This window comes from Paractinoplanes ferrugineus, from assembly GCF_016862195.1.
Taxonomy (GTDB): Bacteria; Actinomycetota; Actinomycetes; order Mycobacteriales; family Micromonosporaceae; genus Actinoplanes; species Actinoplanes ferrugineus.
The window spans coordinates 103,169-122,211 of record NZ_BOMM01000050.1 but is presented as its reverse complement, the minus strand read 5'-3'; the positions used below and the strand labels follow the sequence as shown (position 1 = coordinate 122,211).

The 19,043-nt window shown below is 70.8% G+C and carries 21 protein-coding genes; 1 reads left to right on the top strand and 20 read right to left on the bottom strand.

What is annotated here, in order from left to right:
• Positions 1-180 precede the first annotated feature (180 nt).
• From Afe05nite_RS27775 to Afe05nite_RS27740, 7 genes are all read right to left on the bottom strand, one after another.
• The gene (locus Afe05nite_RS27775; protein WP_203820170.1) at positions 181-615 is read right to left on the bottom strand and encodes a nitroreductase family deazaflavin-dependent oxidoreductase; all 435 of its coding nucleotides are present in this window, start codon (positions 613-615) and stop codon (positions 181-183) included.
• Complete coding sequence (locus Afe05nite_RS27770; protein ID WP_203820169.1) at positions 615-1,202, bottom strand: PadR family transcriptional regulator; 588 nt, start codon at positions 1,200-1,202, stop codon at positions 615-617. Before Afe05nite_RS27770 ends, Afe05nite_RS27775 begins: the two co-directional genes overlap by 1 nt.
• A 100-nt stretch (positions 1,203-1,302) precedes the next feature.
• Positions 1,303-3,195, bottom strand: coding sequence for an AfsR/SARP family transcriptional regulator (locus Afe05nite_RS27765; RefSeq protein WP_203820168.1), 1,893 nt, complete (start codon positions 3,193-3,195; stop codon positions 1,303-1,305).
• A 464-nt stretch (positions 3,196-3,659) separates the two neighbouring features.
• Positions 3,660-4,520 (bottom strand): LLM class flavin-dependent oxidoreductase, encoded by an 861-nt coding sequence (locus Afe05nite_RS27760; protein ID WP_203820167.1) that lies wholly within the window; start codon positions 4,518-4,520, stop codon positions 3,660-3,662.
• Positions 4,521-4,532: 12 nt separating this feature from the next.
• Positions 4,533-6,455, bottom strand: a complete 1,923-nt coding sequence (locus Afe05nite_RS44060) for an NAD(P)-binding domain-containing protein (RefSeq protein WP_239118236.1) — start codon at positions 6,453-6,455, stop codon at positions 4,533-4,535.
• A 5-nt stretch (positions 6,456-6,460) separates the two neighbouring features.
• Positions 6,461-6,841 carry a SchA/CurD-like domain-containing protein gene (locus tag Afe05nite_RS27745; RefSeq protein ID WP_203820166.1) on the bottom strand — a complete coding sequence of 127 codons (381 nt, stop codon included), beginning with the start codon at positions 6,839-6,841 and terminating at the stop codon, positions 6,461-6,463.
• The gene (locus Afe05nite_RS27740; protein WP_203820165.1) at positions 6,841-7,572 is read right to left on the bottom strand and encodes an SDR family NAD(P)-dependent oxidoreductase; all 732 of its coding nucleotides are present in this window, start codon (positions 7,570-7,572) and stop codon (positions 6,841-6,843) included. The genes Afe05nite_RS27745 and Afe05nite_RS27740 overlap by 1 nt, the downstream gene beginning before the upstream one ends.
• A 192-nt stretch (positions 7,573-7,764) precedes the next feature.
• On the opposite strand from Afe05nite_RS27740, the gene Afe05nite_RS27735 reads away from it, so the two are divergent.
• Complete coding sequence (locus tag Afe05nite_RS27735; RefSeq protein ID WP_203820164.1) at positions 7,765-8,961, top strand: cytochrome P450; 1,197 nt, start codon at positions 7,765-7,767, stop codon at positions 8,959-8,961.
• Positions 8,962-8,993: 32 nt separating this feature from the next.
• On the opposite strand, the gene Afe05nite_RS27730 is transcribed toward Afe05nite_RS27735, so the two are convergent.
• From Afe05nite_RS27730 to Afe05nite_RS27670, 13 genes are all read right to left on the bottom strand, one after another.
• Complete coding sequence (locus Afe05nite_RS27730) at positions 8,994-9,302, bottom strand: antibiotic biosynthesis monooxygenase family protein (protein WP_203820163.1); 309 nt, start codon at positions 9,300-9,302, stop codon at positions 8,994-8,996.
• Positions 9,299-9,637, bottom strand: coding sequence for an antibiotic biosynthesis monooxygenase family protein (locus Afe05nite_RS27725; RefSeq protein WP_203820162.1), 339 nt, complete (start codon positions 9,635-9,637; stop codon positions 9,299-9,301). Before Afe05nite_RS27725 ends, Afe05nite_RS27730 begins: the two co-directional genes overlap by 4 nt.
• Position 9,638: 1 nt before the next feature.
• Positions 9,639-10,370: an SDR family NAD(P)-dependent oxidoreductase gene (locus Afe05nite_RS27720; protein WP_203820161.1), complete on the bottom strand. Its 732-nt coding sequence runs from the start codon at positions 10,368-10,370 to the stop codon at positions 9,639-9,641.
• 21 nt (positions 10,371-10,391) lie between these two features.
• Positions 10,392-10,862: an anthrone oxygenase family protein gene (locus Afe05nite_RS27715; protein WP_203820160.1), complete on the bottom strand. Its 471-nt coding sequence runs from the start codon at positions 10,860-10,862 to the stop codon at positions 10,392-10,394.
• Positions 10,859-11,332: an SRPBCC family protein gene (locus tag Afe05nite_RS27710; protein ID WP_203820159.1), complete on the bottom strand. Its 474-nt coding sequence runs from the start codon at positions 11,330-11,332 to the stop codon at positions 10,859-10,861. Before Afe05nite_RS27710 ends, Afe05nite_RS27715 begins: the two co-directional genes overlap by 4 nt.
• Before the next feature lie 9 nt (positions 11,333-11,341).
• Positions 11,342-11,599, bottom strand: a complete 258-nt coding sequence (locus Afe05nite_RS27705; protein ID WP_239118235.1) for an acyl carrier protein — start codon at positions 11,597-11,599, stop codon at positions 11,342-11,344.
• Positions 11,600-11,642: 43 nt separating this feature from the next.
• A complete protein-coding gene (locus Afe05nite_RS27700) occupies positions 11,643-12,857 on the bottom strand; it encodes a ketosynthase chain-length factor (protein WP_203820158.1) in 1,215 nt (404 codons plus the stop codon).
• Positions 12,854-14,119 carry a beta-ketoacyl-[acyl-carrier-protein] synthase family protein gene (locus tag Afe05nite_RS27695; protein ID WP_203820157.1) on the bottom strand — a complete coding sequence of 422 codons (1,266 nt, stop codon included), beginning with the start codon at positions 14,117-14,119 and terminating at the stop codon, positions 12,854-12,856. Before Afe05nite_RS27695 ends, Afe05nite_RS27700 begins: the two co-directional genes overlap by 4 nt.
• On the bottom strand, positions 14,116-14,562 hold the full coding sequence (locus tag Afe05nite_RS27690) for a cupin domain-containing protein (RefSeq protein ID WP_239118234.1): 447 nt from the start codon (positions 14,560-14,562) through the stop codon (positions 14,116-14,118). The genes Afe05nite_RS27695 and Afe05nite_RS27690 overlap by 4 nt, the downstream gene beginning before the upstream one ends.
• Entirely contained in the window at positions 14,555-14,893 is a 339-nt protein-coding gene (locus tag Afe05nite_RS27685; RefSeq protein WP_203820156.1) for a TcmI family type II polyketide cyclase, read from the bottom strand. Before Afe05nite_RS27685 ends, Afe05nite_RS27690 begins: the two co-directional genes overlap by 8 nt.
• A gap of 198 nt (positions 14,894-15,091) precedes the next feature.
• Entirely contained in the window at positions 15,092-16,621 is a 1,530-nt protein-coding gene (locus Afe05nite_RS27680; RefSeq protein WP_203820155.1) for a peptide MFS transporter, read from the bottom strand.
• Positions 16,622-16,653: 32 nt separating this feature from the next.
• On the bottom strand, positions 16,654-18,489 hold the full coding sequence (gene asnB / locus Afe05nite_RS27675) for an asparagine synthase (glutamine-hydrolyzing) (protein ID WP_203820154.1): 1,836 nt from the start codon (positions 18,487-18,489) through the stop codon (positions 16,654-16,656).
• A gap of 43 nt (positions 18,490-18,532) precedes the next feature.
• Entirely contained in the window at positions 18,533-19,018 is a 486-nt protein-coding gene (locus Afe05nite_RS27670) for a hypothetical protein (protein ID WP_203820153.1), read from the bottom strand.
• Positions 19,019-19,043 lie beyond the last annotated feature (25 nt).

Sequence of the window (19,043 nt, the reverse complement as noted above, 5' to 3'; positions counted from 1 at the left end):
GCCGCAAGGACGCTCGACCAGGTACGCGCGGGGGAGCGGGGGAAACATCGGGGCTTACCCCGAAGGGGGTAGGGGAAGACCTGAATCCGTTACCCAGAAGGTGTTCCGGGCACGCCGGAGGCCGGCGCCGCCGGGGGGACCGAGGGCGCCGGCCGGTCGGGGGGACCGAGAGCGTGCGGGTCAGTGGCTCTCGATGCGGAACACCGCCACGTGCGGGGCGGCCGCCGCAAAACCGTCCGGTGTGGAGTCGCGGACCACGCCGGTCTTGACGAACATCTGCACGCCGTGCGGCACCTCCTTGGGGAAGGCCCGCAGGACCGGCTCGCGGTCGGACTCGGGGATCTCGACCAGCCGTACGTGTTGCTTCGTCTTGCCGCGGGACAGCACCGCCTCGCCGGAGGCTCGGGCGTTCTTGACCCAGTCGCCCTTGGCATAGCCACCGATGATGTAGCGGCTTCCGTCGACGGTCAGCGGCGAGACCGGCGTGGTGCGGGGTTCACCGGACTTGCGACCGCGGACGGTGAGCAGGTGCATCGTCCCGATCGGCAGGCCCCGGCGTTGCAGCCAGATGATGACCTTGTTGGCGATCTTGAGAGACTTCGGCGGGAAGGACATCAAGCCTCCTGATGCGGTGGTGGGATGGCGATCCAGGGCATGTCGCCCGTCTCGATGGCTCCGGTCACTTCCCGGAGCCAGGTGATCTCGGCCTGCCGGAGAAGCTGGCTGTACTCCGTTTCCAGCAGCACCAGGCGCGGCACTCCGGTCTTCCGCGCCTCCTGGAGAGCGGCGTCGGTCTCCTCGAACAACCGCGTCAGCGTGCTGCGCCGTTCGTGCAGGAGTCCCACCGCCTCGTCCCGATCCAGGTTGAGCAGGTGTGCCAGCCCGGCCGCGAAGGCCGGGTACTCCTGGGCGACCGTCGCGAGGTGCTCGCGGACGATGGTGGTGAGCGTCTCCACGCCCGCCGGGGTGATCGTGTAGATGGTCCGCTCCGGCCGGGACCCGGTGCGGACCCGGCCGGCCACGGTGGCGAGCCCGGCCCGGACCAGCCGGTCGATGGCGTCGTACAGCGAGCCGCCGCGGAGCTTGACGACCGCCTCGATGTTGCGTTCCCGCAGGAGATGCTGCATCTCGTACGGGTGACGGTCGCCCTCCCGGAGCAGTGCCAGCACAGCCATGGTCAGCGAGCTGTTCAACGCCCGCACGATGCGTCCGTCATCACTCGGCTCCTCCCGAATTCGAATAACCGAGTTCGACTATAGCCAAGGCCGGACGGATCCCTTGCGGGGCGGGGCACAAAAAACGCTAAGCGGTCAGCTGCGCCCGCTGGCCCATCCGGGCGTCCTGCCAGCGGGCGGCGAGCTGGGGTTTGGCCGGTGGCCTCCGATTGTCGACGGGGGTCTCCAGGAGACGGTCGGCCACCTCGCCGGCGTACAACCGGAGCAACTCGTGCATCGCGTACAGCGGGCGTGCGCAGCCGGAGATCACCGTGGCCAGGTTGCGGTCGACCAGGCTCAACATCGACAACTCGGCGTCCTCGACGTCCATCCCGGTGCAGGCCGCCACCTCGGCGGGCGTCACCGTCGCGCTGTCGAGCCGGCCGAACGCGGCGAGCACCAGCCACTGCTCCATGCTCAGATCCTGGCAATGCGTCTCGATGCGCCGGCGCAGGTTCTCGTCCCCGAAGGACAGGTGGTCGAGCCGGAGACCGCCGGCGGTCAGCTGGCCCAGGCGCGCGGCCGTGGACCAGTTCCGGGCGGTGATCGAGGCGCCGACGCTGCGTAGCACGGCGGGCACCCCGGCGCAGAGCCGGATCAGCGCGGCCGACTCCTCGCGGTGCGCGGTGAACCGCTGCTCCCCGATGATGCTCGACAGCAGTTGCGCGCCCGCGCGGGCATCCAGCGGCGGCAGGTCGACGGTGCACGCGCCGGCCAGCGAGTGCAGCCGTTCCGTGCTGGTCACGATTACCGCGCACCGGGCGTACCCGGGGAGCAGCGGGGCCACCTGCCGGGCCGAGACCGCGTCGTCCAGCAGCAGCAACATCGATCGCCCGCTGCTCCACGTCCGGAAGATCTTCTGCAGGTCCTCCAGTTCGTCCGGCAGCTCCGACGCCGGCACGCCCGCCGTGCGCAGGAGCTTGGTCAGCACGGTGGCACTGTCGATCGGGGTGCCGTCCGGCCCGCGCAGTTGGTGGTAGAGGTGTCCGTCCGGGTACGCGTTGGCGAGCCGGTGCGCCAGCCGGGTGGCGAAGGCCGTCTTGCCGATCCCCGCCATCCCGGTGACCACCAGGACGGGCATCGCGGTCTGGTGCGGTGCGTCGGCCAGCCACTGCTCAGCCTGCTCGAGCAGGTCCTCGCGGCCGACGAAGTCGCCGACGTCCGCCGGCAACTGCGCCGGGCTGCCCAGGGCCCGGATGGCGGCGCTGGCCCCGGCGGCGGCCACCGGGGCGTCCTCGTCAAGTGACGGGTCGGCGGAGAGCAGGGCCTGATAGGTCCGTCCCACCATGGGCGAGGGGTCCAGGCCGAGGTCGTCGCAGAGCACCTGGCGCAGCCGGCTGTAGACCTCCAGCGCCTCGGTGCGCCGTCCTGCGCGGTAGAGCGTGATCATCAGTCGGGTGTGGAAGCTCTCGTGGAGCGGGTTCTCCGCGGTGAGGGTCTTGAGCTCGCTGATGAGTTCGTTGTGGCGACCCAGACGCAATTTCGTGTCGCAGGAGAGTTCGACGGCCCGGAGCCGGTTCTCCTCCAGCCGGGTCAGGTGCGCGCTCAGCGACTCGCCGGCGACGATGTCGCTCAGCGCCCGGCCGCGCCACAGTCCGAACGCCCGCTCCAGCCGCTCTGCGGCAACCTCCGGGTTGTCGGCTTCCAGGGCGGTCGCGGCCTCGGCCACGAGTCGTTCGAAGACGTGCAGATCGAGGCTTTCCCGTGGGATGGAGAGCACGTAGCCGTACGGCTTGGTGTGCAACGTCTCGGACCGGCCGTCGCGCCCGTCGCTGTTCAGCACCTTGCGCAGCTTGTAGATGTAGGTCTGCAACGTCGAGAGCGCACTGCGCGGTGCCCGCTCACCCCAGAGCTCGTCGATGAGCTCGTTGGCGTGCACCGGCTGGTTGTTGCGCAGGAGCAGCAGGGACAGAACCTGGCGCACCTTCGGCGCGGTGGGCGTGAGGTCGACGGTGCGATCGATGACCTCGAGAGGCCCCAAGACTCGGAATAGCATGTATCCCCCGTACCGATAGACGGTCGTCAGCGAGGAGTCTAAGCAGATTGACTGGCCGGCCGCCAGGGCCAGGAATGGCGCCGATGCTTTCTTGGTGCCCATTACTTACCGTAGTGAAATGCATTAGGTAGCGTGCTTTCTGCAAGCACGCGGACACGCTGAGTGGTTTAGCGCCGGTAATGTCGGGATAAAATGCGCAGGTGGCAGGGGGTGTCTGGCGAGGTTTGGAGTCTTCGACCAAAAGTGCGCCATCTGCATACGCTATAGCGATCCTCGAGCGATATTCGAGCGATAGGGACTTTAAATCGATCAAGGCCAATTCTAAGAAATATTACCGGCCTGTTAATTATTGGCGTTTCGGTAACCGCCAGGAGAATTATTTCCATTTGTTGAAAATTGGAGGAGCCGACCGGTGGCGGGTGGCTGCCCGTCCCGGCCGGCTCCTGCGGTCAGCCCAGCGCCTCAGCCAGTAGATCGAGTTGCTCGACCCCGGCCGAGCAGGGGAACAGCAACAGCTCGTCACACCCGGCGGCGGAGTACTCCGCGACGGTGGCGCGGACGGCCGCGGCGCCGGTCAGCGCCTTGCCCGCGATCCGCTCCGCGGCCGTCGGCCCCAGGAAGGCGTAATACCGTCCCAGGTAGTCCCGGGCCGCCTGCTCGGCGTCCGGTCCCAGCGCGAAGTAGCCCAGCGCCGCCAGCCGAGGCCGGCCGTCGCGTCCGTGCGCCTGCCAGACCGTCAGCAGTCGCTCCACCAGTTGCCGGTACGCCGAGGCGGAGCTGCCCCCGGCGATCCAGCCGGTGCCGTGCCGGGCGGCCCGGCGCATCGCCGCGTCCGTGTGCCCGCCGACCAGCAGGGGCGGCCGGACGAGCGGGCGCGGGCCGATCGGCTCGGCGAAGCCGCGCAGCTCGCCGGACCAGATCTTCTCCCAGTCGGCCAGCGTCCGGTCCAGCGCGGCTCCCCGGCCCGCGTACGGCACCGCGGAGGCCGCGAAGTCGTCCTCTCGGCCGCCCGCCGACACGCCGACCGTCAGCCGCCCGCCGGAGATGCCGTCGACGGTCGCGATCTGCTTTGCCAACAGCGCGGCGTTGGCCCGGTAGGGCGCGATGAGGATCGTCGCGCCCAGCTTGATCTCCGTGGTCACGGCGGCGACCGCGCCCAGGGTGACCAGGGACTCGTAGTTGCCGTACACGAGCCGGTCCAGTACGGCGAGGGTGGAGAAGCGGTGCTGTTCCGCGCGTACTGCCCAGTCCAGCAACTGCCGCCCCGCCACCCCCGGTACGGACGCGGGAATCCCGACCCCGACGTGCATGCCGGCGCCAGGTCAGCGCTTGTGGCCGACGACGAGGGTGTCGTACTCGCCGAGCGCGGACACCGAGGTCTCCACGAAACCGGCAGTGGTCATCCACTCCTGACACTCGGCCGCGGTGTACTCCGCACCACCCTTGGTGGTGAGCAGCATGTCCAGGCTGATGATCAGGTTCACCGGGTCGGTCGGCTCCTCGTCCACCATGCGGTCGTAGACCAGCAGCGTCCCGCCGCTGGGCAGCGCGGCGTACGCCTTGCTGATCAGCATCTGCCGCTCCTCGGGCGACCAGTCGTGCAGGACGTGCCCAATGTTGATCGTGTCGGCCGCGGGCAGGTCGTCGGTGAAGAAGTTCCCGGGCACGAACTCGACCCGGTCGCTGAGCCCGAGCTTGCCGACGTGCTCGATGAACAGCGGCTGCATCTGCGGCAGGTCGAACACCCGGCCCCGCAGCCGGGGGTGCGCCTTGACCACGCCGGACACCAGGTTGCCCCGGGCGCCGCCGACGTCCATCAGGGTGCCGGTGCCGGAGAAGTCGAACGCGTCCGCCAGCTCGGGGGCGAGCAGCCCGTTGAGCGCGTCCATCATGCCGACGAACCGGCGCAGCCGGTCCGGGTTCTCGATCATCTCCATGTAGTCGGCCTCGGCCTGCGGCTCGCCGGTCTTGAGGCCCTCGGTCAGCCGGCCCCAGGCCGGGTACAGCATGTGGTCGGCCCGCTCCAGGAAGCCACCGACGTAGCTCGGCGTGCCGTGCACCAGCCAGCGGGCGGCCGAGGCGGTGTTGGCGTACCCGCCGTCCGCCCGGCGCAGCAGCCCCAGCACCACGAGGCTGTCGAAGAAGTGCCGGGCGCCCCGCCGGTGCAGGCCCAGTTCGGTCCGCAGATCCTCCTCGCTGCGCGGCCCGTCCTGCAGCTTCGCGAACAGTCGCAGCTCCAGGGCGGTGAGGACGACCTTGGCCCGGCAGAACGCGGTGCCGAGTTCGATCAGTTCGGCCGGCGTGGCCGCATCGGTGATGGTCGGAACGGTCATGACGCTGGTACCTCCGGAATTCGGGCTCGCCGGGTCGGCGCTGCGGGATGGGGTCTCGACGATGACTGCGGCGTCGTCGTCGCCATGGCCGGCCGCGACGACGTCCGCGAAGCGCTCGGCGGAGCGACCGGCGACCGGCATGGTGACGCCGGCCTGTGCGGCGTGCTCCACCGCCAGGCGCAGGTCCTTGAGCATGAGACTGCTGCGGAACGCCGGTGGGGAGTACTGGCGCCGGCGCATGAGATCGGCCCGGAAGGCCAGGACGGGCGAGCTGAACCCGCTGCCGGCCACCGCGGCCAGTACGTCGTCGCGATCCAGGCCGGCCGCCTCGGCGTACTGCACGACCTCGGCCAGGCCGCTGACCTGCACGCCCAGCAGGACGTTGAGGGTCAGCTTGAGCACGGCGGCGTTGCCGGTGGCGCCGAGGTGCCGCACCTCGGTGCCGATGGCGTCGAGGACCGGCCGGACGGCGGCGGCGTCGGCCGGGTCGCCGGCCACCAGGACCCGTAGCCGTCCCCCGCGGGCCATGTCGGGGTTGCCGACCACGCAGGCCTCGACCCGCCGCAGGCCCGCTTCCCGGAGCCGGTTCTCGGTCCGGCGGGAGAAGGCGGGCGAGACGGTGGAGGTGTCGACCACTGTCGCGCCCGCGCCGAGTGCCGGGACGACCTCGTCGAAGAGGACCGTCTCCACCGCGGCCTCGTCGCTGAGGCTGAGCAGCACCACGTCGGCGTCGGTGACCGCCTCGCGGACGGAGGCCGCCACGGTGGCTCCGGCCTCGGCGAGCGGCACCGCCTTGGCTCCGGTCCGGTTGTGCACGGTCAGCGGGAAGCCGGCGGCGAGCACGGCATGGGCCATGCCGCCACCCATCCCGCCGAGGCCGATCACGGCCACCCGCTGCGGTGTGCCGGGCACCGCGGTCAGCTCCGGGCCGGGTGCGTGTCGACGGACAACTGCGAGATGCATCGCATGGTGGCGTTGCTGAAGTAGCGGTCGAAGCCCTCCGCGGTCGTGGTGTCGCGCTTCTCGGCCAGGTACGGCGCGAGCTTGGCCTCGAGCGAGTGGACGCCCTGCTGCCCGCCCATGTGCCGGGAGACATCGGCGAGCTCACCCTCGTAGTGGATGACTCGGACCATGATCTCGTCCTGGATGAACACGGCGGTGCCGAGCAGACGCCCGGACTCCTCGCCGTCCGCGCCGCGCAGGGTGGGTGTGCTCACCCGCCGGAAGTTGGCGAAGATGTCGGCGATCTCATCCTCGTGACCGGGCTTGACCCGGTAGGTGATCGCGGCGTACGGCATCACATTCCTCCATCTACGGTGAGGGTGGCTCCGGTGACGAATCGGGACAGGTCGCTGGCGAGGAAGAGCACCGCGCCGGTGACGTCGGCCGGCTCGGCGAGCCGGCCGAGGGCGGTCATCGCCTTGAGGCGCTCGCGCACCGGCGGCGGCGGGCCGTCCCCGGTGTCGATGACCCCCGGGTCGATCAGGTTGACCCGGATCCCCCGTCGTCCGGCCTCCTTGGCCAACGTGCGGGTCAGGCCGATCAACGCCGACTTGGAAGCGGTGTAGTGGGCGCTCTCGGGCCGGCCGCGCAACGCCACCGACGCGCCCACGTTGACCACGGCCGCGCCCTCGGCGAGTAGGCCGAACACCGCGCGGGTGACCAGGAAGGACCCGGTGAGGTTGAGGTCGACGACCCGGCGCCACTCGTCGCGGTCCAACTCGGCGATCGCCGAGCTGCCGTCGACGCCGGCGTTGTTCACGAGGACGTCGAGACCGCCCAGCAGCCGGCCGCACGCGTCGGCCAGCCGTTGTACCGCCTCCTCGTCGGTGATGTCGGCCTGCACCGGCTCGACCCGGCCGGGCAGGCCGGCCGCCGCGCTCACCAGGTCGTCGGCAGCGGCCTTGTTCCGGTGGTAGGCGGCGACGACGTCGGCGCCCGCCCCGGCGAAGGCCAGTACGGTGGCCCGTCCCACCCCTCCGGTGGCGCCGGTGACCAGCACCCGCCGGCCCTTGAATTCGAGTTCCAATGTGGTCCTCCCTGACGAGCGGCCGGCACGGCGTGCCGTACCGGCCGGAAGCGGCACTCGGAAGCCTGCTTGCCGGGCCTCGCAAAGGTCTGGAGAGTCGGTGGATCCGGCGCCGCCACGCTTGACCGGGGCTCGAGGTGCTTCTGCCAGGTTGGCCTCATCAACCGACGTCCCATCTGGAGGCTGCCCGTCATGACCACCGCCGAGGTGCTTTCCTTTCCGTTTCGCAGCGGCGATCCGCTGCAGCCGCCGGCGGAGTACGCCCGGCTGCGGGCCGAGGGTCCGCTGACCCGCGTCACACTCCCCACCGGTGATCCCGCCTGGCTGGTCACCCGGCATGCCGAGGTACGCGCGGTCCTGAGCGACGCGCGGTTCAGCCGGGAGGCGATCACCGCGCCGGGCGCACCGCGCCTGTTGCCGATCGCCCAGGGGTCGAAGTCCATCTTCGTGATGGATCCGCCCGAGCACACCCGGCTGCGACGGCTGGTCTCCCGGGCGTTCAGCACCCGCCGGATCGCCGCGCTGCGACCCCGGGTGCAGCAGCTCACCGACGACCTGCTGGACGCGATGGCCGGCGGACCGCAGCCGGCCGACCTGATGACCGGCCTGGCCCAGCCGCTGCCCATCACGGTCATCTGCGAGATGCTCGGCGTGCCCTATGCCGACGTCGCCCAGTTCCGGGCCTGGACCGACATCATGCTGAGCTTCGACGCCAACCGCCGCGACGAGGTGCTGGCCGCCCGCAACCATCTCAACGACTACCTCACCGAGCTGATCGAGCAGAAGCGGCGCAATCCCACCGAAGACCTGCTCATGGTGCTGATCGGCGCCCGCGAGGAGGGGGACGGGCTGAGTCAGGAGGAACTGCTGGCCTTCGGCTACACGTTGCTGGGCGCCGGCTACCACGCGACGACCAGTGGCATCGCGCACTCGGTGCTGATGTTGCTACGGGCGCCGGCGCAGTGGGAACGGCTGCGGGCCGACCGCTCCCTGGTGCCGTCGGCGGTGGAGGAGCTGCTGCGGCTCTCCCAGGCCGGTGGCGGCCTCGGCGCCCTGCGCATCGCCCTGGCGGACGTCGAGGTCGGCGGGGTCCTGGTCCGGGCCGGCGAGGCGATCCTGCCGAGCATCAACGCGGCCAACCGGGACCCGGAGGCCTTCGCGGAGCCCGACGTGCTCGACGTGTCCCGCAAGCCGAACCTGCACGTGGCCTTCGGGTACGGCATCCACCACTGCCTCGGTGCGCAGCTGGGCCGGATGGAACTGGAGATCGCGCTCGGCGGGCTGCTCGACCGGATGCCGAAACTGGCGCTCGCCGGTTCCGAGTCCGAGCTGCACTGGAGCGCGGGGGTCGCGTTCAGCCGTCCGGCGGAGCTGCCGGTCACCTGGTGACCGGCAACCCCGCCGGAGGTCGGTCGCCGCGGTCAGTAGGCCGCGGCGACCTCGTACAGTCCGAACGGCGCGCCGCGGCTGCTGTCCTGGTACTGCCGCAGCGGCGCGGTGGTGCCCTTGTGCGCGGAGCCCCGCTCCCAGACCTCGAAGGCCTCGACGCTCTCCCACTCGCTCATCACGATGAACCGCGCCTCGTCCGTGGTGGCCCGGAGCAGCTCGTTGCTGATCAGCCCCGGCGTGCCGCGCAGATCCCGGCTGATGCGGTGGTACGCCCGCACCACCGCATCGGGGTCGTCGCCGGGGGCGGCGGCGAAGATCAGTACTCGGAGGCGAGCGGTCATGACGAGACGACGGGTGCGCCGGCTCCGGTCATCTGGTGAACGACCGTCATGGTCGCCATCGTGCCGGCGGTCCGGTACGGGTGCAGTTTCGTCCGGTGCTCGACGTGTCCGGGGCTGTGCTCGAACTCCCGGAACCGCGGCTCGTCCACCCAGTCGCTGATGACGTAGTAGACCGACTGCTCGTCGGTGCTGCGGCACAGCCACTGGCCCAGGTTCGCCGGCTGGTCGGTGATCTCGTGGCCGACTTTGTACCAGGTCTCCTCGAACTCCCGCTCCAGACCCGGACGGATCTCCATCCGGAGCAGGACCCGGAAGACGACATCGGTGCCGCCCATGTCAGATGCCCCCGTCCACGTTGATGGTCTCGCCGCTGACGAACGTGGACAGATCGCTGACCAGGAACAACACCGCGTTCGCGACCTCCTCCGGCCGACCGAGCCGGCGCAGGGCGATGAGCTGCTGATAGCGCTGGCGCACCTGCGGGCTCACCTCCTCCTCGGTCTCGATCGGTCCCGGGGCCACCACGTTGACCCGGATGCCGCGGCCGCCCAGTTCCTTGGCCAGCGAACGGGTCAGGCCGATCAGCCCGGACTTGGCCGCGGTGTAGTGCGCCCGCAACGGGATGCCGATGGTCGCCACCCGCGATCCGATGGTGACCACCGAGGCGCCCTCGGGCAGCAACGGCAGGGCCCGCTGGGTCACCTCGAACGGAGCGGTGAGGTTGTTGTCCAGCACCCGGCGCCACTCGTCGAGCGACAGTTCGGCGAACGGGATGTGGCTGATCACGCCGGCGTTGTTGACCAGCGCGTCGAGCCGCCCGTACCGCTGCCGGGCCTCGTCGATCAGCCGGGCCAGGTCGGTCTGGTCGCTGACGTCCGCCCGGACCAGGTGGTGGTCGCCGGCGGTGCTCTTGAGCTCACGGGCCAGGCTGTCCACCGCCTCGCCCTCGCTGCGGTAGCACGTCATGACGTCGGCCCCCGCGCCGGCCAGGGCCAGCACGATGGCCCGGCCGATGCCCCGGCTGCCGCCGGTCACGAGCACCTTCTTGCCGTCGAGTACCACGCTCATGTCTTTCTCCTTCATGGTGGGTCAGGCCAGCGCCGCGGCCGCGGCCGCGTTCCCGGCCAGGGCCACGACTGCCAGCGTCGTGCGGAGCAGATTCCAGTTGCGCCAGCTCGGGCGCGGGTCGGTCCGGCTCCAGTCGGCCGGCTGCCGGTTCGGGTCGAGCGACATCACGTACCGGTTCATCGGCACGTTCTTGACCAGGGAGATCACCATGACCACGGTCAGCACCACCGCCGCGGCGCCGAACAGCAAGCGCGCCGCCGGCACGTCCACCACCACGAACAGCACGATGTCCAGCACCACGGTCACGGCATGGGTGATCGGCATGAACGGGTCGTACCGGGGCCACATGAACTGGATCGTGTTGACGTAGCGCTCGTACGGCAGAACCAGGACCAGCGGAACGATCCCGATGACGGTGGAGAGCATCACGCCGGCCGCGATCCCGTTGCCCGCCAGCGCAAGCGCCAGCAGGGTCGGAACGAGCCCGTTCATCGCACGGAGGAGCCGGCCGCGCTGGTGGCCGCCTGCTCGACGAGCTTCTTGATCCGCTGCATCTGGATGGCGGTGTTGCGATTCAGGTGCTCGGTCATCCCGTCGTCGTCGACCGGTGTCGACGGCTTCATGTGGAAGTCCTGCACCCAGCGCATCCGCACGCCGTCCGCCTCCTGGGTGTAGGACCAGGCGATGTTCATGTACTCGAAGGGGCCGGTCTCCACCCGGTGCGCGCGCACCGTACGGGTGGCCGGGTCGGCGGTGCGCTGTGACACCCAGGTCCAGATCCGGCCCTCCTCGTCCGGGTGCATGGTGAGCCGGAAGACGACCAGATCGCCGCGCTTCTCAAGAATCTCCGCGGCCGCGTACTCGCTGAACAGCCGGGGCCAGGACGCGACATCGTTGGTCATGTCCCAGACCAGGTCCAGCGGAGCGTCGATCACGACGGAGTTGTCGGTGTGCCCTGCCATCTCTGCTCCTCAGATTGTGGCGAACCGCTTGTTGACATAGGTGACGGCTTCGTTCGGGGTGGTCATCTCGGCGATCGACTCGTCCGACATGGGGATGCCGTACTCCCGCTGGATCCGGCTGGCGATCTCCAGCAGGGCCAGCGAGTCGTACCCCAGGTCTTCCAGCCCTCGGTCGCCGATCGGGCCGGACAGATCGACGTTCTCGTCCTCGCCCGCACACTCGCGCATGATGCGTCGCAGGTCGTCCAGGGTGAACTTGTCGGACACGGCGTTTCCTCCTCGTAGTCGCAGGTCGTGCTTCGGGTACGGCTCAGGAGCGGGTGGTGGTGACCACCGCCGCGGCGTTGAAGCCGCCGTACCCCCGGGCCAGGACCAGCGCCGCCGTGACCGGCGCCGGCCGAGCCCGGAGAACCAGATCCAGGTCGTAGCCCGGCGCCGGCTCGACGACGCCGACGGTGGGCGGCAGGACCTCGTCGCGGACGGCGAGCATCGCGGTGACCAGATCAAGGGCCGCGCCCCCGGCGTACAGGCGGCCGGTCATCGTCTTGGGGGCGGTGACCGGGACACCGCGGGCGCCGAACAGTGCGGTGATGGCCTCCGCCTCCTGGCGATCCAGTTCCGGCACCCCCACGGCATCGGCGAACACCACGCCGATGTCCGCCGGACCCAGACCGGCGTCCGCCAGGGCGAGTTCGGCGGCGCGCCGCAGCCCGGGTGGACGCCCGGAGCCGGGTGCGGGATCGAACGTCGAGGCGAACCCGCTGAGCCGCCCGTAGATCTGCGGGGCGCCCCGGGCGACCGCGGCCGACTCCTCCTCCATCACGAAGAGCGCACCGCCCTCGCCCGGCACGTAGCCGTCGGCTTGCCGGTCGAACGGGCGGTAGGCCACGGCCGGGTCGGTCTGGGTGCTGAGCCGGCCGGTCGTCAACTGCGCGGTCAGGCCGTACGGGCAGAGCGAGGCGTCGGTGCCCCCGGTGAGCACCATCCGGGCCCCGTTGGACAGCAGCCGCCGGCTGCGCGCGGCGGCGTCCAGGCCGCCGGCCTGCTCGGTGCAGACCACTCCGCAGGAGCCGCGCATGCCGTGCCGGATGGAGATCTGGCCGGTGGTGGCCGCGTAGAACCACGCGATGGACTGGTAGGCGCCCACGTGGTCCGGTCCTTTGGACCACAGCCGGTGGATCTCGCGCTGGCCGAACTCGGTGCCGCCGGACGAACTGGCCGTCACCACCGCCATCTCGTACTCGGGCTGGTCCGCCGGTTCGATGCCGGCGTCGGCCAGTGCCTGCGCCGCCGCGGTCAACCCGAGATGCGTCCAGCGGTCGGTCTGCACCGCGATCCGGCTGGGCACGTGCTCGGCGGTGTGGAAGTCACCGGCCTCACCGGCCAGCTTGACCGGGTACCGGCTGCTGTCGAACCGGGTGATCGGACCGATCGCCGATCGGCCCTCCAGCACCTGTTCCCAGTGTGCCGACAGGCTCAGCCCGGTGGCCGCGGCAACCCCGACACCGGTGACGACGGCGGTCATGCCCGGCCCGACCGGGTCAGCAGCATGGCCGACTGGAAGCCGCCGAACCCACTGCCCACCGACAGCACCGTGTCGACGTCGTGTTCCCGCGCCGTCAGCGGCACGTAGTCCAGGTCGCACTCCGGGTCCGGATGGTGCAGGTTCGCCGTGGGCGGCACCACCCGGTGCTCGATGGCCAGTGCACAGGCCGCTATCTCGATGGAGCCGATGGCGCCGAGCGAGTGACCGACCATCGACTTGATCGACGACACCGGCACCTGGTAGGCCCGCTCGCCCAGGCTGCGCTTGAAGGCCTCGGTCTCGTGCCGATCGTTCTGCCGGGTGCCGGAACCGTGGGCGTTGATGTAGTCCACCGCCTGCGGATCCAGCTTGGCCTGGCGCAGCGCCACCCGGATCGCCTCGGCCATCTCCCGGCCGTCGGGCTTGAGACCGGTCATGTGGAAGGCGTTGCTGCGGTTGGCGTAGCCGACGATCTCGGCGTAGATGTGCGCACCCCGGCGCATCGCCGCCGACTTCTCCTCGAGGATCAGCACGGCCGAACCCTCGCCCAGCACGAATCCGTCACGGTGCAGGTCGAACGGGCGCGAGGCGTGCTCCGGATCGGCGTTGTTCGGCGTGGTGGCCCGGATGGAGTCGAAACAGGCGACCGAGATCGGCGAGATCGGGGCATCGGTGGCGCCCGCCACCACCACGTCGGCCAGACCGTCGACGAGCATCTGCACGCCGGCGCCCACGGAGTCCAGTCCGGCCGTGCATCCCGTCGACGTCAGCGACACCGGCCCTTCCGCGCCGGACGCCCAGGCCACCTCCACCGCCAGGGTGCTCGGCACCATGTAGCCGTAGAGCTGCGGCACCCGGTACGTCGGGTCGACCTCCCAGAACCGGCCCGCGTCGCTGAGCACGACGTACTCGTCCTCCAGGCCCATCGTGCACCCGACCGCGCTGCCCAGGCTCACGCCGATGCGTTCCGGGCGCAGCCCGCCGCGGTCCAGGGCGCTGTCGGCCCAGGCCTCGCGGGCGGCCACGACGGCGAACTGCGCCGCCCGATCCATCCGGCGTTCCTCCTGCGGGGACAGCCCCTCCTGGCGGGGGTCGAAGTCGCATTCGGCGGCGACCCGCGAGCGGAAGTCGGCGGCGTCGAACAACGAGATCTCCCGGGTCGCCGTGCGGCCGGCGGTGAGCGTCTCCCAGAACGCCTTGGTGCCGGTGCCGCCGGGGGCCACCACGCCGATCCCGGTGATCACCGCGGTGCGCCCGGTCACCGCACACCCCCCACGTTGAGCTGCGGCTCGTCGGCGCTCGGCAACTCCTCGGTGTCGACATGGCCCAGCTCCGGGCGGGGGGCCAGCGGACTCAGGTGGAACACCAGCTCGGCGTCACCGTCGTGCGAGTTCTCCAGGCGGTGCCGCATGCCGATCGGCACCATCAGGCCCTGACCGGCGGTCAGCGACACCACGCTTCCGCCGGCCTCCGGACCGCCGTCCAGGCGCATCGTCAGCGATCCCTTGACGACGTGCAGGAATTCCTCGGAGTGGGGGTGGTAGTGCTCGGCGACGAACTCGCCGGGCCGCAGCGTGAGGACCCCCATGAAGCCGGAGGTGGATCCGACCGTCCGCGGGCTCAGCACCACTCGGATGTCGCCACCGCGGCGCCGGTTCGGCGCCACCTCGGTGACGGATACCGCTCGGGCGACGGGCTCAGGCACGGCTGCCTCCCCGCTGCGGCTCCCAGACGTAGAAGGGCACGGCCATCGCGTCCTTGGGCTCCTTCCAATTCGGGTCGTACGGGCGGATGTGCTCCGCCAGCCCCTTGTTGACGGTGTCGTAGAGCGGGTGCTTACGCGCCTCGTAGAGGTTCGGCGTGATGTCGTCGTCCGCCTCGACGAGGTGGAAGTACAGGTCGTGGAAGCGGAACAGCGTGCGGCGGGAGACGCCGATCATGTGCGGGAGGTCGGTGGCATCCGACTCGGCGAAGATCGATGCGACGGCGTCCGCCTCGGACGGTTGCATCCGAGCGACGATCAATGTGCGGTGCACCTGGCTCTCCTTGGGGTCGATCGGTCGATGGGCGGGTGTCAGCGCAACGTTCCGGCCCCGCATCGGAGCCAGCCCCATCGTCGGTAGCCGGCATCGCGGTCAGGTCGAAGGCCGCTGGAGCAGCGCTCGTCGGGTCGCGGACGAGCAGGTGGCCGGTCTCGTTGCGAGACCGGCCACCGTCGGGCGAGAGGCGAGACGTCACACCGGCCGTGGCGCCGCCACGTCCTGAGGCTCCGTCCGCGTCGGGTCGCCGGCCCGGTCGTTTGCCGGGTCGACGGCCAGGGCCCCGGCGATCCGCCGGCGGCGGACGAACAGCAGGCCCGCGTACCCGCACCCCAGGGCCCCGAGAGCGCCGTAGTAGACGCTGTCCGGCAGCACGTCGGCCAGCCGGACCACCTGGCTGCCGAGCCCGGCGCCCATGGCGCTGAACAGCCACCACACGCCGATCATCTGCCCGGCGTGGGTCCGCGGTGCCGCGTCTATCGCCGCGCTGATGCCCACCGAGGCGACCACCAGTTCGCCGCAGGCGTGCAGCAGATAGACCGACACCAGCCAGCCGGGGGAGACCGCCGCCACGGCGGCCCGGTCGGCGGCCACCGCCATGATGAGGAAACTGACCCCGGCGAACGACAGACCCACCGAGAACTTGACCGGTGCGCTGGACCGGGAGCCGCGGGTGGTCCACCAGCGGGCCAGCAGCGGGGCGAGGATCAGGATGAAGACCGGGGTCGCCGACTGGAGCCAACTGGCCGGGATGGCGAATCCGAACCAGGTCCGATCGGTCGACCGCTGGGCGAACAGATTCAGCAACGCGCCGTCCTGGCCGACGATCATCCAGAACAGCGCCGCGCCGAACAGCAGCCACAGGAACGAGCGCATCCGGGACCGGTCCCGCTCGGTCAGCTCCGGGCGGCGTACCAGCAGGAAGAAGCACAACGTCGGCAGGATCAGCGCGCTGAGGCCGACCACGATGATGGCGAGTTCCGCGCTGGCCGCCCCGGACAGCACCAGCACCACGACCGCCACCAGCACCGCACCGACGATCGCGGAGGTCCGGCGGACCACCACCGCGAGCGCCGCGGCCCCGATCGGCCGGGCCGGCGCCGCCCCCGTGTCACCGAACCGGCGGTAGCCGGCCAGGTAGTGCGCCGTCCCCAGCAGCATCGCCACCCCGGCCGCGGCGAAGCCGAGGTTCCAGTCGATGGTCTCGCCGAGGAAACCGGTGACCAGCGGGCCGAGCATCGCACTGAGCTGGATGCCCACGTAGAACAGTGAGATGCCGGCCTCCCGGCCGTGGCTGTCGCGCCCGTAGATGAGGCTGAGCATCGTGGTCAGGTTGGGCTTGAGCAGCGCCGTGCCCAGCGACACCAGCAGCAGTCCGAGCGGTGCTGTGCCGATCGTGGGCAGGGCCAGCACGAAGTAACCGGTCGCCACCGCGAGGGTGCCCCACAGCACGGCCCGGCGGGTGCCCAGGATCCGGTCGCCGATCCACCCGCCGGGCAGCGACAGCATGAAGGTCAGGCCGAGGTAGGCGCCGAACAGGGCGGCGGCGCTGGTGGGGGGCAGGCCCAGCCCACCCTCCGCCCGCGGATCGGCGGCGTACAGCACCAGGATGGCCTGCATCCCGTAGAAGCCGAACCGTTCCCAGAGGTCGGTCAGGAACAGCGCCCCGAAACCACGCGGACGTGCCTGCGGAGCCGGCGGAGCGGGTGGGGATTGGGTTGTCACGGCCGCGTCCTTTCTCGGCTGAGCGCCGTCGGTCAGAGGGCGAGCCTCAGCCCGTACGTCGTCAGCCACTCGTTGAGGTGCAGGGCGGTGTCCACCTCGATGCGGGTCAGCCGGCCCGCGGCCGCCGGATCCGACCGCAGGTCGCCGACGACCGCCGGGTTGAGCAGCGGCTCCACCGCGGCGTCCCCGGTGGCCAGCAGTTTGACCAGCTCGTCGCGGACGACCCGGTCGTAGGAGGGGTCGTTGGACACCGGGTAGCCGGTCTTGGGGCGGTTCAGCACGTCGGCCGGGAGCAGGTCACCGACCGCCCCGCGGAGCAGGCTCTTCCACTGCCCGTCGTAGGTCCGCATGCTCCACGGCGTGTTGAACACGTACTCCTGCAGGCGGTGGTCGCAGAACGGCACCCGGACCTCCAGGCCCAGGGCCATGCTCAGCCGGTCCTTGCGATCCAGCAGGGTGCGCATGAATCGGGTCAGGAAGAAGTACGTGGTGTCCCGGGCGACCTGGTCCCGGGGGCTCTCACCCGGCATCCGCGGCACCTCCGCGGCCGCCGCGCGGTACTGGTCGCGCTGGTATCCCGCCACGTCCAGCCGGGACCGCAGGGGTCCGAACAGCGCCGGGAACCCGAGGTTGTGCGCCAGGCTCCAGGGCAGCGTGCCGGGCTGGCCGTACTCCGGATGGTGGAACCACGGGTAGCCGCCGAACAACTCGTCCGCCGACTCGCCGGTGAGCGCCACCGTCGAGTGCTGGCGGATGGCCCGGAACAGCAGGTACAGCGAGATGTCCATGCTGCCCGGACCGGCGATCAGCACCGGCCAGTCCATCGCCTCGACGACCGCCTTGCGGATCTCCGGCAGCGTCATCTCCTCGTTGCCCAGCACCACGTGGCTGTGCTGGGCGCCGACGTGGTCGACCACCTCCTGCACGTACGGCGAGTCCACCGTGGGGTGGGTCAGATCCGGTTCGAAGTTGTCGGCGTAACCCACGAAGTCGACCGAGAAGGAGCGGACCCGCTCCCCGGTGCCGGCCATCGACCGGGACGCCAGGGCGGTGAGCGTGCTGGAGTCCAGGCCGCCGGAGAGCATCGTGCACAGTGGAACGTCGGCGACGACCTGCCGTTCGACGATGTCGGTCAGCAGCCCGCGGACCGTGTCGAGGGTCGTCGGCAGGTCGTCGGTGTGCTCGTGGGCGGTGAGCGACCAGTACCGGCGGATCCGGGTGCCGGACCGGCCGATCCGCAGCACGTGTCCCGGCGTGAGCTCCGGCATGCCCCTGAGCACGCCGCCACCGGGGGTCTTCACGCCGGCGAACAACTCCCGCAGGCCGTCGGCGTCGACGACCCGGTCCACGAGCGGGTGGGCCAGGATGGCCTTGGGCTCGGAGCCGAAGAGCAGGCCACCCGGCGTCGGGTAGTAGTAGAGCGGCTTGATGCCGACCCGGTCGCGCACCAGCAGCAGTTCCTCGCGACGCACGTCCCAGAGGGCGAACGCGAACATCCCGTTGAGTCGCTCGGCGAAGTACTCGCCCCACTGCAGGTAGGCCCGCAGCACCACCTCGGTGTCGCTGCGGGAGCGGAACCGGTGCCCGTAGGACTCCAGTTCACGGCGCAGCTCGGGGAAGTTGTAGACCTCGCCGGAGTAGCTGATCACGGCCAGCGGGCGGCCGTCCTCCTCGGCGATCATGGGCTGCCGGCCGCCCTCGATGTCGATGACCGCCAGCCGCCGGTGGCCCAGCCCGGCGTGCGGGGAGAGCCACACTCCCCCCGCGTCGGGTCCACGCAGCGCCATGGTGGCGGTCATGTCGGCCAGCACCACGCCCTCGGTGCGCAGATCCCGGTCGAAGTCCACCCATCCTGCGATGCCGCACATGGCTATTCCCTCCTCGCCGTCGGGCTGTCCGGTGCGGGCCGGCTCACGCGGGTCCGTACCAGGTCGCCTGGACGGTGGTCCGGGCGGTGAACAGCACGGAGCCGTCGGCGGCCACCGCTGTGCCGGTGCCGGTCGAGGTGAAGGTCTTGCCGGTGAGGGTGGCGGTCTGCAGGCCGCGCACGGTGAACTGGAACTCCTCGCCGTCGAAGGCCAGGTGCCGCCAGCCGTACTGGAAGCCGGTGCTGGTGGGCCGCCACCAGCCCAGACCGGTGGTCTGCGGGCCGGAGGTCTGCGCGAAGTTGCCGTCGTAGGCGAACGCGAACAGTGAGAGCTCGGAGACGCCGGGCTGGTCCGGGAAGGCGACGATGGCCTCCCAGTTGCCGACCGGCAGCGGTGCCTTGACGATCGAACCGGCCGCCGCCGCCGGCCCACCGGCGATCAGGGGCGCGGCTATCGCGCCGGCCGCGACGCCGGTGAGGCCGGTGACGCCGTTGCGCAGCAACCGGCGCCGGGGCATGGCAGTGGTCATGAGATCTCCTCAGGAGTGCGGTGCG

Excerpts from the sequence above, each read along its gene's own strand:
- Afe05nite_RS27760 (WP_203820167.1), bottom strand. The coding sequence starts at position 4,520 with ATGCACGTCGGGGTCGGGATTCCCGCGTCCGTACCGGGGGTGGCGGGG.
- Afe05nite_RS27725 (WP_203820162.1), bottom strand. The coding sequence starts at position 9,637 with ATGGGCGGCACCGATGTCGTCTTCCGGGTCCTGCTCCGGATGGAGATC.
- Afe05nite_RS27730 (WP_203820163.1), bottom strand. The coding sequence starts at position 9,302 with ATGACCGCTCGCCTCCGAGTACTGATCTTCGCCGCCGCCCCCGGCGAC.
- Afe05nite_RS27745 (WP_203820166.1), bottom strand. The coding sequence starts at position 6,841 with ATGCCGTACGCCGCGATCACCTACCGGGTCAAGCCCGGTCACGAGGAT.
- Afe05nite_RS27720 (WP_203820161.1), bottom strand. The coding sequence starts at position 10,370 with ATGAGCGTGGTACTCGACGGCAAGAAGGTGCTCGTGACCGGCGGCAGC.
- Afe05nite_RS27670 (WP_203820153.1), bottom strand. The coding sequence starts at position 19,018 with ATGACCACTGCCATGCCCCGGCGCCGGTTGCTGCGCAACGGCGTCACC.
- Afe05nite_RS27715 (WP_203820160.1), bottom strand. The coding sequence starts at position 10,862 with ATGAACGGGCTCGTTCCGACCCTGCTGGCGCTTGCGCTGGCGGGCAAC.
- Afe05nite_RS27735 (WP_203820164.1), top strand. The coding sequence starts at position 7,765 with ATGACCACCGCCGAGGTGCTTTCCTTTCCGTTTCGCAGCGGCGATCCG.
- Afe05nite_RS27710 (WP_203820159.1), bottom strand. The coding sequence starts at position 11,332 with ATGGCAGGGCACACCGACAACTCCGTCGTGATCGACGCTCCGCTGGAC.
- Afe05nite_RS27775 (WP_203820170.1), bottom strand. The coding sequence starts at position 615 with ATGTCCTTCCCGCCGAAGTCTCTCAAGATCGCCAACAAGGTCATCATC.
- Afe05nite_RS27700 (WP_203820158.1), bottom strand. The coding sequence starts at position 12,857 with ATGACCGCCGTCGTCACCGGTGTCGGGGTTGCCGCGGCCACCGGGCTG.
- asnB (WP_203820154.1), bottom strand. The coding sequence starts at position 18,489 with ATGTGCGGCATCGCAGGATGGGTGGACTTCGACCGGGATCTGCGCACC.